13 protein-coding genes are annotated in these 17,203 nt (G+C 41.6%); 11 read left to right on the top strand and 2 right to left on the bottom strand.

Going from position 1 to position 17,203, the window contains the following annotated elements; genetic code table 11:
• Positions 1-70: 70 nt before the first annotated feature.
• The 7 genes from OGI71_RS22560 to OGI71_RS22530 all read left to right on the top strand — a co-directional run bounded on the left by OGI71_RS22560 (position 71) and on the right by OGI71_RS22530 (position 8,375).
• Positions 71-433: a hypothetical protein gene (locus OGI71_RS22560; protein WP_282252129.1), complete on the top strand. Its 363-nt coding sequence runs from the start codon at positions 71-73 to the stop codon at positions 431-433.
• A 363-nt stretch (positions 434-796) separates the two neighbouring features.
• Positions 797-3,133: a TonB-dependent receptor gene (locus OGI71_RS22555; protein ID WP_282252128.1), complete on the top strand. Its 2,337-nt coding sequence runs from the start codon at positions 797-799 to the stop codon at positions 3,131-3,133.
• Positions 3,134-3,177: 44 nt separating this feature from the next.
• Positions 3,178-3,645 (top strand): thioredoxin family protein, encoded by a 468-nt coding sequence (locus OGI71_RS22550; protein ID WP_282252127.1) that lies wholly within the window; start codon positions 3,178-3,180, stop codon positions 3,643-3,645.
• A gap of 75 nt (positions 3,646-3,720) precedes the next feature.
• Positions 3,721-4,392, top strand: coding sequence for a hypothetical protein (locus OGI71_RS22545; RefSeq protein ID WP_282252125.1), 672 nt, complete (start codon positions 3,721-3,723; stop codon positions 4,390-4,392).
• 42 nt (positions 4,393-4,434) lie between these two features.
• Positions 4,435-5,067, top strand: a complete 633-nt coding sequence (locus tag OGI71_RS22540; protein ID WP_282252124.1) for an FKBP-type peptidyl-prolyl cis-trans isomerase — start codon at positions 4,435-4,437, stop codon at positions 5,065-5,067.
• Between the two features lie 830 nt (positions 5,068-5,897).
• On the top strand, positions 5,898-7,541 hold the full coding sequence (locus tag OGI71_RS22535; protein ID WP_282252123.1) for an NAD+ synthase: 1,644 nt from the start codon (positions 5,898-5,900) through the stop codon (positions 7,539-7,541).
• A gap of 261 nt (positions 7,542-7,802) precedes the next feature.
• Complete coding sequence (locus OGI71_RS22530; protein WP_120260184.1) at positions 7,803-8,375, top strand: DUF4136 domain-containing protein; 573 nt, start codon at positions 7,803-7,805, stop codon at positions 8,373-8,375.
• 85 nt (positions 8,376-8,460) lie between these two features.
• On the opposite strand, the gene OGI71_RS22525 is transcribed toward OGI71_RS22530, so the two are convergent.
• Entirely contained in the window at positions 8,461-9,504 is a 1,044-nt protein-coding gene (locus OGI71_RS22525; protein ID WP_310446392.1) for a GntR family transcriptional regulator, read from the bottom strand.
• Positions 9,505-9,775: 271 nt separating this feature from the next.
• On the opposite strand from OGI71_RS22525, the gene rbsK reads away from it, so the two are divergent.
• The 4 genes from rbsK to OGI71_RS22505 are packed head-to-tail and all read left to right on the top strand — an operon-like array spanning position 9,776 to position 14,951.
• Complete coding sequence (gene rbsK / locus OGI71_RS22520) at positions 9,776-10,693, top strand: ribokinase (protein ID WP_282252122.1); 918 nt, start codon at positions 9,776-9,778, stop codon at positions 10,691-10,693.
• A gap of 39 nt (positions 10,694-10,732) precedes the next feature.
• Positions 10,733-12,589, top strand: a complete 1,857-nt coding sequence (locus tag OGI71_RS22515) for a beta-L-arabinofuranosidase domain-containing protein (protein ID WP_282252120.1) — start codon at positions 10,733-10,735, stop codon at positions 12,587-12,589.
• A gap of 41 nt (positions 12,590-12,630) precedes the next feature.
• Entirely contained in the window at positions 12,631-13,632 is a 1,002-nt protein-coding gene (locus tag OGI71_RS22510; protein WP_282252119.1) for a GRP family sugar transporter, read from the top strand.
• 20 nt (positions 13,633-13,652) lie between these two features.
• Positions 13,653-14,951, top strand: coding sequence for an acetylxylan esterase (locus OGI71_RS22505; protein ID WP_282252118.1), 1,299 nt, complete (start codon positions 13,653-13,655; stop codon positions 14,949-14,951).
• Positions 14,952-15,085: 134 nt separating this feature from the next.
• On the opposite strand, the gene OGI71_RS22500 is transcribed toward OGI71_RS22505, so the two are convergent.
• Positions 15,086-17,203: a right-handed parallel beta-helix repeat-containing protein gene (locus OGI71_RS22500; RefSeq protein ID WP_282252117.1), complete on the bottom strand. Its 2,118-nt coding sequence runs from the start codon at positions 17,201-17,203 to the stop codon at positions 15,086-15,088.

Raw genomic sequence — 17,203 nt, 5'->3', positions numbered from 1 at the left:
TAGCAGAACTATATACTGCTAAATAAAAATCGTATTTTTGAAGCGCTACTCTAACAAGTAGCGCTTTTTTATGCAATCAAAAATAACAAGAAATCTGCGTCAGCTTATCGCATCATTCCAATTGGCTTTGATGTCGCTGATTATTCTTTCGGGTGTTATTTTTATGCACAAAGAGGTAAAATCAAATGGGGAAATCGTGATGCACACGCACCCTTATGATTTTACAAAAAAAGAAAAACCTCAAGAGACCGACGATCAGATTGATTATCTGAATGTCATTTATCAAAACAATTACGTACAGACCGATTTCATCGTTCTCGAACTTCCTGTACCAAAGGAAATTCAGCTAACGAATTATTGTTCGATCTGCCCAGAAGTTACCAGCACCACAAGCAGTCCCTATTACCTCCGGGGTCCCCCTTGCTTAGCATAACACTATTCATTTTTAGTCTGACGTACATCCAGTGAAATAGATTAAGACAACGCTTTTGGCACTTGTCGCTCTATTTATTTTCGGGTTCGCTAAAACGGAGTTAACGGCTTTGGTTTCAATAGACCATAAGTACAAAAAACCGATGTTTTCATATTAAAAAAGAAAGTGGACGAATTCCGCTCATATACTTATATCATAGCATCTTAGCAGGTTTCAAGACGAAAGTATGCCCTAGCTATACAATAAACCTTATGGACGAGATACGAAAGACGAGTATCAAACCTAAGGCAAAAAAGTATACAATATGGGAGCTTTAAGCTTGTGCAGCCAAGATCTCAATACGAAATACTCAATACGATAAAAATGCTAAAGCAATACACGTTACTGGCTACACTATTGGCCGGAACATCCTCAATATATGCACAGTCACCATTGGAGGGATATTTATTCAATAAAAACCGGGAAGCCATTGCTTCGGGGACATTGACTATAAAAAATAGCAAATCAGCCACTACATCGGATGCTGATGGACACTTTAAATTCAATACTGTCGTTACCCCAAAAGTAACGTTAAATATCTCCGCCGTGGGCTATCGTTCGCTGACGAAGGTAGTTGCTTTGGATACCTTAAAATCACCATTGCAGATCCAGCTTGAAGAAGATAACCTCAATCTCGATGAGGTAGTGGTCTCCGCAACCCGTTATGGCGTAAAACGTAAGGATGCACCTGTTGTAGTTAATGTCATCGGCCCCAAGCTATTTAACGCAACACAGTCTGTAGCGATGTCTGAGACGCTGAATTACCAACCCGGCGTCCGTGTGGAAAACAATTGTCAAAACTGTGGTTTTTCACAAGTTAGGCTCAATGGTCTCGAAGGTCCATACTCACAAATACTAATTAACAGCAGGGCCGTATTTTCATCGTTAAACAGCGTCTACGGATTGGATCAGATCCCCACCAGTATGATCGACAGGATCGAGGTCGTGCGTAGTGGCGGTTCGGCACTATTTGGAGCCAATGCCATTGCCGGAACCATCAATATCATTACAAAAGATCCTGTTGAGAGTGATTGGCAGGTAAAGTCCACCAATTCACTGATTGGTGGTAAAAGCTGGGACAACACCGTAGACTTCAATACATCCATTGTCGCAGAAGACTTAAATACCGGTGCAACATTTTATGGTATGCACCGCAATAGAGAATCCTATGACGTCAATGGGGACGGGTTTTCGGAGATCACCAAGCTTCGAAACACCACCTTTGGCACCAAATTATTTTACAAACCAAGCGACCTCGATAAAATTACAGTAGATTTTAGCACAGTCAATGAATTTCGTCGTGGCGGAGACCAACTCAACAAGGCCCCACACCTGACCCAGATTACCGAACAGTTGCAAACCAGTTCTATCGTTGGTGGAATTACCTATGACCGTTATTCCGAAGACTTTAAACACAAGATTTCGGCTTATGGTTCCGTCCAGAAAACTGTCCGTGATAGTTATTATGGTGGACTTGGTGGCGCGACAACGCTAGCAGACAGTACGCTAGCGTCCAATTCGTATGGAAAGACAAACGATATTGCACTGGTTGTAGGAAGTCAGTATACCTACAATTTTGAGAAAGATGTGTTTACTGCAGGTGTGGAGTTTTCCTATAATGATACCCAGGATGAAATCCCAGGCTATAAGCGGACAATTGATCAGCAGAATAAAGGATTGGGAACCTATGCCCAATACGAATGGAAACCCTTTGATACATTCAAAACCCTGATCGGTGCCCGATACGACTATACCTATGTCGATGGCAAATATAGTCTGGCTGGGATAAACCGCAGTTCGGATCAACGTTTCGGAACATTCAGCCCAAGGTTAACGATCCTATATGATCTGACAAAAGATCTACAGTTCAGAGGGGGTTACGCACGTGGATTCAGGGCCCCACAGGCATTTAACGAAGACATGCACGTGACTTCCATTGGTGGCAACCAGGTATTTGTCCTGATCGGTGAAAACTTGAAAACAGAATATTCCAATGCCTATACCGGGTCGTTTAGTTACAATAAGAATTTTGGAAATGTACAAACGAGTTTTCTAGTTGAAGGTTTCTACACAGACCTCAATAATCAGTTTGTCAATATCATGGCATCACAGAAGGATGGTTTGATTATTCAGGAGATGCAAAATGGCGAAGGTGCACGTGTATATGGCTCCAACATTGAAATCAATGTCGCCCCTTCATCGTGGTTATCGTTTCAAGCTGGCGGAACAATCCAACGTTCGCGTTATAAAAAAGACCAGCTAATCTATGAGGGTAAAGACGATTCGCACGACATCTGGACAAAGCAATATGTGCGTACTCCCAATGTTTACGGGTATATGAATACAAATCTGAAAGCGACGAAGCGATTCGCAGTAGACCTGACAGGAGTATATACAGGCAAAATGATTGTACCACATATCCAGCAAGATATCATGACGCTTAAAAATGCACGTGATTTTGTCGAATTGAATCTTCGTCTGGGCTATACATTACCTGTACACAAGGATTTTAGTATCGAATTTTTTGGTGGCGTACAGAATATGTTCAACGCCTTTCAAAAGGATTTCGACAAAGGTGCATTACGGGATTCGGACTACATCTATGGCCCTACTCGCCCACGAACATTTACCTTCGGTCTCCGGGTAGGACATTTTCATTAGGACATGGGTACTGGGATAAATTTCCCATAAACAAAAGTAGAACAATGAAATATTTTAGGAAAATAAGCATCCTGCTGATCAGCTTACTTTATCCGCTCTTCCATTTTGGGCAAGAGCGGATAAATTGGGTCAGCTTTGAGCAGCTCGACTCTTTGCTGGCGGTAGAGCCAAGGGAGACCCTAATTTTTATCCATACCGATTGGTGTAGCTATTGCCGAAAAATGGAACGGGAAATATTTACAAAGCCGGATATTGTTACAGTGATCGATAAAAGTTACTATGCGGTCCAACTGGATGCGGAATCTGTGGGGGAGATTACCTTTGATCAGAGCATTTGGAAAGCAAAATCCGACAAAAAAAGAACTGGACAGTATCATGCCCTGGCCTTACAGCTATTAAGTGGAAAACGAATGATTTTCCCGAGTATTCTTCGATTTAACAGTGAATTTCGCTTAAAAAATATACAACAAAAATACCTGAACTCAAAAGAGTTAAATGATTTTTTAGAATAATTTAACATATTTGTGTAGCGAAACCAAACGATAGTGCGTTTTGAGTTTTATAATTAATACACACTTTAAGAAATTATGAAAAATATCACGAAATTTTTAATGGCATTTTTGTGTCTGGGAATGATCTTCGCGTCTTGTAACAAAGATAACATCGATTATGATGAATTGAATAGACAACAAATAGAAGCTGCCAGAAAAGAAAAAGCGCGTAGAGATTCACTTTTAAGAATTCAAGCTCCTCAATTAGAGCAATATGCTAAAACAAAATGGGGTTCAGACGCAAAATATTCTGACTCTACAGGCATTTGGTATAAAGTAGAGTTGGCTTCCCCTCCTGAAACTCCTTATGCATATACGGGAACAATTGGGTATTATGGTCCTGCTGCGAACGCTTGGTCTGCGACTTTCAACTTTAAAGGTGAATTAATGAGTGGACAAGTATTTGATAAAAACACGGATGGTGTGCCTAAGGTTTATGATGATATCCGTACAGCTATTAAGGTATATAATACCGCTTGGGTTCAAGCATTTATCCCTACAATTATTAATATTCAGGGGCAAGATGTAAGATTTGAAGGCTTATTACCTAAAGGTCTTCAAAAAGGAGATAAAATCAGTTTTATTTCTCCTTCTTACTACACTTTTGATCAAACAGAATACACTGCAGGAAGCGAAAAAGTAACTGTTCCTAAAAATACACCCGTTGTATATACGATCGATCTTAAAGCTGTTGGAGCTGTTAAATAAGAAAAGTATATTATATTTACAAAAGCCATTTTCATGTTGAGAATGGCTTTCTTATTAAAAACCATCAATAACACTATGAAAAAATTCTTATCGCCATTATTCCTAGGAATCGCAGCTATTGCTTTATTTATTGTTAGCTGTAGTAAAAGCGAAGATACTCCTGTGTATGACGCAGAGGGGCAATTTAAAACAGATTCCATACTACTTAAAAATTATGTTGACAGCAAATATCCTAATGCACAGTACGATTCTGAAAAGGGAATTTGGTATGAAATTTTAGCCGAAGGCACAGGAAATTACCAATATAAAATCGTGGACACCTTAAATGCTAAACTCTTTAAAGTTCAGCCAACTGTAAAATATACTGGTAGACTATTAAATGGCAGTATTTTCGACCAAACCGAAACCGATAAAACAGCTAGCTTTGAGATCCTCACCAATACCGGTTATTATTATCCTTTCGACAGCACGATTATACCCGCGTGGACATTCGCTTTTGCACCAAAGAAAATTGGTGATATGAAACTAGGGGGGCTGACCGAAAAAGGGCTTCAAAAGGGTTCTAAGATTCATATTATGGTTCCTTCTAAATGGGGTTATGCAAACCGTGCAATGGGAAAAATACCAGCTAATTCTCCTTTAGATTTTGTTATTGAAGTCGTAGACATCAAATAGTACACTCCAACACAAGGAACCAGCAATATTTATAAAATACAAGTAAAAAAACGCCTAAAGCATTCTAACTTTAGGCGTTTTTTATTTCTTCGCTGATCAACAATATATCTTGTCGAATAACACAGCATTATACATCCCCTTGGCTACTGGAAAGTATAAACCCGCAATCAGTTGTTTTGTTGCCCTTACCACAATGCACAGCTAAAATTAGGTTTCAGTATATATACAGTATGTATTAAGTATTCATAAAGTATCACTATGATATATGTGGTGATGTTCTAACCTGTAATAAACCTAAATGATGATTGAAATGAGTGAGTGATAAGAGCTTTTAAACAACAAAAGCTCGAAGTGGGGAACTCCGAGCTTTACCTAACCAATTATTAACCTAAATTATGAAAAGTTCTTTATATATTATTTTGTATATATGTTTCTGTTTTGATATATCAAAGGTAAGACACATTTCCGTTCATATCAAGAAATTTAACAGCATTTAACGTTGTTAAAATTATGTTAAAACAATTTAGCACTTTATAATCAACAAGCAGAACCTTTTCCATCTGCAATATTTTTAATCATTATGCAAGGGAATTGATAGATCAGCATTATCCGTGCGGACCGGGTACAAAAGAGATAAATAAAAACCTAATGTAATGCATGGATTCTTTAAAAACAGTGATCAATAAAAGAAACACTTTCAATAAAAAGGAATAAATTTGTAGATAGATACCGCATTTTATTAGGATCTACTATCCCGATAAAGAGAACAGGAAACCGTCCTGTTTTCCAAACAAGATTGCGGATCTAATAAAAAGAAAAAATAAACACGGATGAAAATAGCTTTAGCACAATTGAATTACCATATCGGTAATTTTGAAGCAAATACAGCGGAAATAATTCAAGCAATTAACCAAGCCAAAGAAGCATCGGCAGACCTTATCATCTTTTCAGAGCTTGCCATCGGCGGCTATCCCGCAAAAGATCTATTGCGAAGTAAAGTATTTAAGCAACAGTGCAATGAGGCTATCCACCAGATTGCCGCTCATTGTAAGGAAATCGCCTGTATTATTGGAGCTCCGGTCAAAAACAATGATCCCGAAGGAAAAGAGCTTTACAATACCGCAGTATTTATCGAACAGGGTGCTGTTCGAAACATCGTAAAAAAAGGCCTGCTACCCGATTATGATGTATTTGATGAATACCGCTACTTTGAACCCAACAAGCGTTTCGACTGCATCACATTGAATGGTGTAAAAATTGCCCTGACAGTTTGTGAGGATCTCTGGGATGACGATGAGGGTGGCAACTCCTATGTGGGAGATCCTATGGCCGAACTCCGAAAAGAGAATCCTGATCTTTTGATCAATATTGCTGCTTCACCATTTTCCTACGCACACTTTGACGAACGCCTCAAGGTTCTTTCTCGGCAGGTCAAAAAATCCAACCGTCCACTAATCTATGTGAACCAGGTGGGGGCACATATGGATATTATCTTTGATGGTAGATCACTTGCACTTAGTGCTGACGGAAAAAAGGTTGCCGAATTAAAACGATTTGATCATGATCTGCAGTATGTCACTTATCATCAAAAAAATATTACCTCAACCACGGCATCCATCAAAGATCCTGTAGCTGAAATTGCACTGATCCATGATGCATTGATCCTAGGCTTGCGTGATTATTTCCGAAAATCAGGCTTCAAAAGAGCGATCCTCGGTTTATCTGGTGGATTGGACTCCGCTTTAGTCGCTGCGCTGGCCTGTGAAGCCCTCGGCTCGGACAATGTGCTCTCCATTTTAATGCCTTCCGTTTACTCCTCGGACCATTCGATCAAAGATGCCCTAGACCTGGTGACCAATACGGGCTGCAAACACCATATTGTACCCATAAAGGATATCGCTTCGGCTTACGAGAGCACTCTTGCTCCTCTTTTTGAAGGCTTAAAACCTGATACCGCAGAAGAAAATATACAAGCACGTGCACGTGCGGTTATCTTGATGGCCATATCAAATAAATTTGGTCATATCCTATTAAACACTTCAAATAAAAGCGAAGCTGCCGTTGGCTATGGCACCTTGTATGGCGACATGGCTGGCTCCATTTCGGTTATTGGTGATGTCTATAAATCCAAAGCCTACGACCTGGCACGTTATATCAATCGCGAGCGAGAGATTATACCCGTCAATACGATCGAAAAAGCTCCTTCTGCTGAATTACGACCTGATCAGAAAGACTCGGATTCACTACCAGAGTACGACCTGCTAGACAAGGTCTTATTTGAGTTGATTGAAAATGAAAAGAGCGGCTCCGAAGTTGTAGCAATGGGATTCGAAAAAGCGTTAGTAGAGAGAGTAAGTAAATTGGTTAATAATGCTGAATTTAAACGCTTTCAAGCACCGCCAATTCTCCGGGTCAGCCCAAAAGCTTTTGGCGCAGGAAGACAGATTCCATTGGTGGCAAAATATTCCTATTAATTTTACAATTAGGATTAAACCATATTTATAGTTTTTTGTCTAACGTTATAGAATAAATCCAGTGCATACAGCACAGATAACAAATTGCCATAACGCTTTGTGCCATAGAAAGGCAGTAAAAGCAGATAGATGAGAAATTAAAACAAGTTAAATAAATATAAAAGTTCCATATAGGCCATGAAACCATCATGAATATAGTGCTTAAAAGCAAAACAGCATATTCATGGTAGATTCATCACAGTTAATAAACAAACTACTACGATGAAAAAGATTCTATTATTTTTGGTGCTCTGCATCGCGCTTGCATCATGTTCGTCTTATCAATATAATACCACTCGGGTAGAAAAGATGGATTTCACTCCTTTCAAAACGTATGCCTGGCTACCGCCAGTAGACTCGCTTTCGAAATCTTATTTTGACAATGACATTGCCAAAACTAACATTTTGGATGCTGCAAATACGGCTTTAGAGGCAAAGGGACTCCAATATTCAAAGGACAATCCTGATCTGTTATTCCGTTATATTACCATCGTCAATAACAAAAGCCGTTTGGTCTATGGCGGTGGCGGATATTATGGCTGGGGTGGTCCTTGGGGCTGGTACAGACCATGGTTCTCTCCTTACTTTTATGGTGGTGGATATTACCCTGTTGCAAAAGAACGTTATCGTTATGGTCACCTGATCATTGAGGCTATTGATCGCAAAACAAATGCGGTGATCTGGCAAGCACGCGGTTCGGGTGATGTGGACAATCCTGAAAAGGCGATCAACAACATCAGTAAAGTAGCGAAAGGTGTGATTGATTTGTTCCCCGTAAAAACATTAAAAAAATAAAACAGCGTGCCAACAAAATGGGTGCTAGCTGGCAATAAAAGCAAAAGCCTGGTTTCTGATGAAACTAGGCTTTTGCTTTTATTCACTAGATCGATGGTCGAAGTTTCAAATAAAATGGAACTTCCACACGGTCCTTTGATTTATTTTTGATCAATTCCGCAGCCAACCGTCCCATCATCTCAAAGTCGGTCGATATTGTGGTAATACCGTTAAGGATAAACTTCTTCAATGGTGTTTCATTATAAGAGATCACGCCGACATCAGTACCTATGACTAATTTCTTTTGGATAATCTTGTTCAATAACTTGACAAGATCGTCTTCAATGATATTAATATAGCAGGTCTCTTTGATCACCTTCTCCCGATGCAGATCGGCGACCAATTCGTGTTCAAAGGCGTATTGCTGACAAAACTTGTAAAAGCCCTTGATAATAGCTTTTGGAAAATCACTATGGTCTGGAAAGACAAGCTTAAGCATTTGGTATTTACTCAAGGATTCATTTGCTTCCTCGAGTGCATTATAGATATCCTGTTCATAATTTTCATAGACCGCAGGAAACTCCCCCGGAACATCTTCAATAAACTTACCCAATAACATCAATTTCTCCGTCGGAATCTTACGGATAACATCTGGCGCTTTATCCCGTCCTTCTTTAAAATGTGGGAACAACACATAATGATCATATGTTTTGGTCAGACTTCCCAGCAAGGTATTCAAATAGGACAGGTCGGAGTTGTAGACAAAGAGGTCCAAATTGGCATAATCCCCCAGTTCGCGTGCAAAGGAGTCATAAACAATCTTTTTATGTGTGCTCAGTTTATTTAAAAAAAGGGCAATTTTGAGTTTTGACTGCACATCAATTTTATTGATGTAATATCCCTTGCCAGGATTGGAGGCAATAATCTCCTGATGTTTAAGATAACGGTAGGCTTTCTCGACTGTATCCCGGGATATGTCTAGATAGGTGCTCAGTTCATTGATCGAAGGCAACATATCATCTTTCGACAAGATTTCATTTTTAACCGCATCGACAATCGTATTTGCTAGTTGTAAGTATTTGGGTGTGGCCGAAAAATCACTAATTTCCAGTGTTTTTAAAAACTGAGCTATTGCATTGGTCATATTCATGGCTTGGATATCTACATTATAAGCACGATAAGAAACTTTTAAGTTTCAATTGGTATATCCTCCGATTGAAATTGCACACAAAGGAATCTCTCGTATCCTCAGTCAGAAGAATACACTAAGATACCTTATATACATCAAAAAAATAGGAAATATCTTCCCTCAACTATCCTGCCCTTACCTGAACGAAAAAAAAGGTAATAATAATTAACCAAGACATGAATTCTGTACTTTTGACTAGTAATCAAGTAATAACGTGTAAACCTAATATTTTATGAGCAGAACAAATATTGTCGTGCTAGGCAGCTCCAATACGGATATGGTGATCAAAGCCTCCCATCTTCCTGTGCCGGGCGAAACAGTGCTAGGTGGACAGTTTTTCATGGTCCCTGGTGGAAAAGGAGCCAATCAGGCTGTTGCCGCAGCCAGAGCTGGTGCGCAGGTATCTTTTATTGCCAAAGTTGGGAACGACATCTTTGGTCAACAGGCCATTACCCATTACCAGCAGGAAGGCATTCAGGTTGACACAATCTTTCAGGATCTGACAAACCCCTCCGGTGTTGCACTCATATCTGTAGACGCACAAGGTGAAAACTGTATTCTTGTTGCACCCGGATCAAATGCAGCGCTGCTACCACAAGAAGTACTGGCTGTTCAGAACGTTATCTGCGAAGCTGCGGTATTGCTCATACAGCTGGAAATCCCCATAGCAACAATAGAAGAAGCCAGCGCTATTGCGATGCAGCACAATACCAAAATCATCTTAAACACTGCTCCTGCGCAGCCACTCCCAGACAGTATTTTAAACCGAATTGATATCCTGATCTTAAACACATCTGAAGCACAATATTACACCGAAGTCAGGATTGAAAATTGGGAGACAGCTCGTCTGGCTGCCGATACGATCAGTCAGAAATGTCCAGGCACTATTATCATTACTATGGGCGCAAAAGGATCACTTATCAAGGAAGCAAACAACTATTTCCAGGTTCCTGCCGAAAAAGTCGATGCAGTTGACAGTACAGCCGCTGGCGACACCTTCTGTGGGGTTTTAGCAAGTGCCATCGCTAGGAATATACCTGTCATAGATGCCGTTAGACTGGCTTCAAAAGCTGCAGCAATCTCCGTTACACGCCTAGGAGCACAGACCTCTATTCCCTACTGGCGGGAATACAGTACAGCATCCAATTAAAACCTCATATAATCAATTATTCATCCTATTTAAATTAACATGTCTATTCGTATTCTTTTATCAACAACAGTCTTACTACTGACAACCATCCAACAGAGTATAGCACAGCTGATCACAACAGCGGCTATGCCAAAAGTAGATTACGTCGTCCCTTCCCAATATGATCTTGCGATTCCCCAGATCGATATACTGAGCGGTTACTTGGGCAATCGCTACCAGCTCAACCTGGAAAAGAGGCTCCTCCAAGTAGATGAGGAGGGCTTATTGGAAGGTTTTCACACGCGGCCGGGAAAGCAACGCTGGATAGGTGAACATATTGGCAAATACCTCGAAGCAGCGGCCAATACCTGGCTTGTCACCAAAGATAGCCGGCTGAAACAACAGATGGACCGGATGTTTCATCGCTTGCTCGAAACACAAGGCGAAGATGGCTATCTCGGCACCTATCTGCCCGAAAACCGCTGGACATCCTGGGATGTTTGGGTACACAAATACGACCTCTTCGGGTTGCTAGCCTACTATGGTGTTGTAGGTGATCCAAAAGCATTAAAGGCAGCAACACAGATCGGAGATTTGCTCTACAACACTTTCGGCGATACCCCTGGCAAAAAAAACATCCTCAAATCTGGATCACACGTGGGTATGGCAGCCACCTCTGTCATTGACCCCATGTTGGATTTATACCGATGGACCGGAGACAAAAAATACCTTGATTTTTGCCGCTATATCATCCGCGCTTACGACTTCGAAGGTGGCCCAGCCATCGTCACCTCCATTTTAAAATACAAACGTGTGGACAAAGTCGCCAATGCCAAAGCCTACGAAATGCTTTCCAATATCGTCGGACTCGTGAAAATGTATCGTTTAACTGGCGATAAAGATCTTTTGAATGTAATTAACTATACTTTCGATGATATCAGTGCCAACCGTTTGTTCGTAACCGGTACGTCAAGCGACCATGAACGTTTTCAGGACGATCATTATTTACTTGCAGATACTTCAGCACACATGGGTGAAGGCTGCGTCACTACCACCTGGTTACAGTTCAATACACAGCTATTCTCCATTACCGGCGATTTAAAATATTACAATGAAATCGAGAAGACAATCTACAACCATCTACTGGGTGCCGAAAACCCACAAACAGGTTGTGTGAGCTATTACACACCGCTTATTGGCGAAAAACCTTACCGCTGTAATATCACCTGCTGTTTGAGCAGTGTCCCACGGGGGATCGCACTTATTCCTTACCTGAATTTTGGTCAATTAAACCATATTCCAACCGTATTGCTCTACGAACCGGCACAGATCAAAGAAAACATCAAGACTTCATCACAACAGACAATTCCGCTGGAGCTGACCCTGACGAGTGAGTTTCCACGAAAAGGCACCGCCACCTTGCAGGTAAACCTCCCACAATCAGCACAGTTCCCACTACAATTACGGGTTCCTGAATGGGCGACAAATTATACCGCAACAGTAAATGGGAAAACCTATAGATCTGAGCCCAACCAGCTTCTAAAAATAGTGCGTCAGTGGAAGGACAACGATAAAATCAGCATATCTTTTGATATTCGAACAGAAATCGTCAACGGTGGGAAGACCTATCCCGGAAGCTTCACCTTAAAAAGAGGACCACAGATCTTTGCCCTAGATCAGTCACTAAATCCACAAGTAGATTTCGAAACCGCCAAATTGGTTTACCCCGAAAAGGTGGCGATCAAACTGACCGAAGCGCAGGATAAATTGCCTAAAAATTGGGTGGGTACTTTGGCTTATTCAACCGACATCAGCACAAGTGACAATAAGAAACAATCTATTCTCCTGGTGCCCTATGCGGATGCAAGTCAAACCGGTGGTTTTTCCAAGGTATGGATACCAACAACCGGACGATAGTAAGCGATAATTTAATAAATTAACGGATCAAATATTACCCTATGTTTATTGTAAGCAGCTATGCACAGGCCATTTTTTTCTGCATCATAACAATGCTTTGCTGGGGTTCCTGGGCAAACACTCAAAAATTAGCGAACAAAAACTGGCGCTATGAACTTTTCTATTGGGATTACGTATTAGGTATTTTTCTGCTTTCGCTGATCTTTGCCTTTACACTGGGTAGCCATGGCGACCTCGGCAGGCCTTTTGTCGCCGATCTGAAACAGGCCGAATCCCAGCATATTTTCAATGCCCTATTGGGGGGAATTATTTTTAATGCCGCCAATATCCTTCTTTCTTCGGCCATCGCGCTAGCGGGGATGGCTGTGGCATTCCCAGTCGGTATCGGGACTGCATTGATTTTAGGTGTACTGATCAACTATATTGCCGCAACCAAAGGAAACCCTACTCTCCTATTCATAGGGGTCATCTGTATCGCTATTGCCATTATAATCAATGCCATTGCATACAAAAAAGTAACAAAAACACAAAACAATCGCTCTTCTAAAGGCTTGTTGTTAAGCCTCCTAGCAGGACTTTTGATGTCGCTTTTTTATCGCTTTATTGCTTCTGCCATGGACCTTGATAATTTTGAGGCACCTGCAAGCGGAAAGATGACCCCATATACCGCCGTATTTATCTTTTCGACGGGTATTTTATTGAGCAATTTTATTTTTAACACTTTGCTGATGAAAAAACCATTAAATGGCCCTCCTTTGAGCTATAAAGAATATTTCAACGGAAATTTTAGCGTACATACTGTTGGTCTATTGGGGGGTATCATCTGGGGGATCGGCAACTCGCTCAACCTTATTGCGGCCGGTAAAGCGGGGCCAGCCATTTCCTATGGACTGGGGCAGGGTGCGACATTGGTCGCTGCACTCTGGGGTGTATTTATATGGCGGGAATTTAAAGGTGCCTCCAGGCAGGTCGTTTTATTACTGACGCTCATGTTTATCTTATTTATTGTCGGACTTCTGCTTCTTATTGAAGCGGGCAAATAATCTCTTTAGAATCGCTTATAATGCAACAGATCAACAAATTTTTCCTCTCAATCCTATTCTTGCTTTGTGTCTTCAGCAGCAGGGGCCAATCTGGAAAACTAGCTATTGAAATTAAGACTGCCTATGCTGACTGGCTTGCAAAACCAGGAGATAAAGTCAGTTTTGGTATTAGTATCCAAGCTAACGGGCAACCCTTCAAAGGCGATAGCGTTTCCTATGAGATTGGGGCCGAAATGGTCAATCCCTTTGTCAAAGAACAGATTCCAGATTTTTCAGGACATTTTAAAAGTGGTGCTTTTACCTTAAAAAAGCCAGGATTTTTACGCTGCACAGTTATCGTAACAAAAAATGGAAAGCAGACCAAAAAACTCTGCACCATCGGTTTCTCACCCGAAAAGATTGCGGCAACACAGCATTCACCCAATGACTTTGATTCATTTTGGGATAAGGCTATTTCGGAACTCAAACCTGTTCCGATGCAAGCAACGAAGACCCTATTACCAGACAGAAGCACAGTGGAAGTTGATGTCTTCCGAGTTTCTTTCAACAACATCGGAAACAGTAAAATCTATGGAATCCTTAGTGTCCCTTCCGATCCGGGCAAATATCCCGCCGTCTTACGTGTACCTGGAGCTGGGGTCCGTCCCTATGGTCCGGAGATTGAACTGGCCTCCAAAGGGATGATTGTGTTGAGCATCGGAATACATGGCATTCCCGTGGATTTAGATTCCGTCGTTTACAAAGATCTCGCTGCCGGAGCCCTGCGTGCATATTATAACAATAACCTTCAGGATAAAGATCAATTTTACTATAAACGGGTTTATTTAGGTTGTATAAGGGCCAATGACTATCTATCCTCCCTGCCCGAATGGGATGGAAAAAACCTGATCGTCATGGGCGGGAGCCAAGGCGGTGCCCTAAGCATCGTAACCACCGCATTGGATAAACGCGTTACAGCAGTAGCTGCACTGTATCCCGCACTGTCGGATGTCACAGGTTATCTGCATCATCGTGCGGGTGGATGGCCCCATTATTTTGCGCCCACCAACTACAGCGTTTTAAAGAAGATCGATGGGCTAGAAAATACGCTCTCCTACTACGATGTGGTCAACTTTGCCAAACGCATTCGTGTACCGGGTTTCTATTCATGGGGGTTCAATGATGTTGTATGTCCACCAACTTCCATGTATGCGAGCTACAATGGGATCAGTGCACCAAAAGTATTACGCATCTATAAGGAAACCGGACATTGGATGCATCCCGATCAAAAAAATGAATGGTTCGATTGGATAAGAAAACAAACAGAAAAAATGAAATAATAACAAAAAACGGAATCTAGTATCATTAGATTCCGTTTTTCCCTAAAGTACCACCCAGACGATATCGCTAGTTCTTTGCCGTATCTTTATAATTATCAATACGTTGGTTTCACAAACGAAAAAGCACACTATCGCTATTGTGGACCAATGTAGTCTACAGGAATATGCTGCTTCATCGCTTGGCTTTGCAAGGCTTTCTTTAAATCTTTCAAATTCATCTTTTGATAATCTTGCTCTAAACTAGGCAGATATTTCACCGCATTACTTTGATCCCAGGCCAACCATTTTCTTTTTCCTTTTAAGGTCCGTTTGCAATTGTAAAAGCGGTTATCCTGAAAAACATTTCCACTCGGTTTCCCGCTACGATCGAATTGTAATGCCAGTTCTGGATAGGCACTACGATAGGGATCCATCAGATAACGTACACCGACAAGGCGATCATAAAACAAACTGCCAGATCCGTATACATTGAGTTTCTTTAGCCAGTTTTCCAAACGATTGTCCACACGAACGGCCCATCTTCCCGCAGCAACAAATAAGTTATTGACATACCAGTTATCCGACCCGCCCCCAATAAATGCGGATCGCTCGCCCGCATTCACAAAAATATTCCCAACGACTTTCGTTCCACTGGAAGCATCATCGTGATATATTCCTGAAGTTCTTAGTTTTTTCGGGATATTTGCTAGCAAATTATACTGGATGAGATTATGTCGTTCCGAAGGATCCCGTCCAATATAAATCGCTCCCTGATCGTCAACTTCCTGCGCCACATGATGGATGTAATTGTATTCAATGGTGTGTGCATTGCCGTGGATAAGAATGGCCATACTTGGCAGATCTGCGATCTCACAATTTTTGACCACATTCCCTACCCCATAGAGTGCAATTGCTGGGCGGTAGGATTTTTCCAGGCGATTCAAATCCGAGAAAACACAATGTTCAATGCGATTATTACCTTTGCTGAGCTTCAACCGATTTCCACCCGATAAGGAAACACCTCCGGCGCCCAAGCGATAAAAATGACAACGACGGATCACATTGGACTCTCCACCTCGATGATCAAATGTGGGATGACTATAGATATGCTGGTGAAGGTCACCGATACTGTTATCTTGTGGTTCTCCTGAACCCTCATGTTGCATCTGCTCAAAGGGTTTGATTCCAAATCCGACAGCAATACCCAAACTGCCTAAATTACGGAATGTACAGTCTTCGATGAGCACCTGTTTCGTATCGCGCATATAAATCCCCATTCCCCTTGATTCTTCAAATTGAATACCTTTGATTTGTACAAATTCAGCTCCGATCAGACTAAAAAAAGGTTCGTCCAACACCGAATAACTCAATTTTGTAATTGGTTTATCTTGCGCAAATGAGAGTGCCCCTAGCTTTCTATCTACATAAAATTCACCCACAGTATCCAGTTCGACCAATAGGTTGACACCATACCATTGTCTATATTTTTTCTTGTAATCAAAGCCATATAGGGTCGGTTCACGCGTTGTAATAGTTCGTTTCTCCCCGTCAATACTCTTCACGCGAACCATATCATCAGCATAGCCCCATTTGAAATAACCGGCGACCCAAGGATCATCCTCTTGTGCCCACCGATCAATGCGCGAATCCTTATACCGAAAAACTCCACCCCGATGACTCAGATCTTTATTTCGTGGAATAGACCCCCCATCGATAACCTTACCCATGGGGACCATCCCATGATTGGGCCAACGCGCAAGATGGAAGGCTGTGCCATTGACAAACAGTTCGCCTGCGGCATTGCCGCTTGCACGGGAGAAACCAACATTACGCAATTTACCCAGATCCTGTACCCCTTGTTGTAGCAGATTTATCTCGTAATAACTGATACCGCCGCTTTCACGTATCTTGTTCAAAGCTGTCGGAGCCAAATCCGCTGAACCTTTAAAAGTGACGGACTCTTTACCATAGGCCTGAATCAGGGTGTTATTATCCTTGCTGTCGAGTGAAATTCCATGTACAAAAGCGTACGTTCCTTCCCGGACCTGTATAATTGCCATCCCCCCATGATCCGTAGTTCTCCGCTCCCGAATCAACGCGATTGCGCGCTCCAAACTCGCTACCGGATGATCCATACTGCCCGCAGATTGATCATCACCGTTCATGGCGACAAACACCTCCAATTGCGCATAGGCGGCCACGGTAATCAAACTCAACAAACAATAGACAAATGCGATACGGATGGATCTCAAATAATTAGGGTATGGTGTCAT

Source organism: Sphingobacterium sp. ML3W, assembly GCF_029542085.1.
GTDB lineage: Bacteria > Bacteroidota > Bacteroidia > Sphingobacteriales > Sphingobacteriaceae > Sphingobacterium.
Note: the sequence above shows the minus strand (reverse complement) of the source record. Positions and strands in the feature narration are given on the sequence as shown.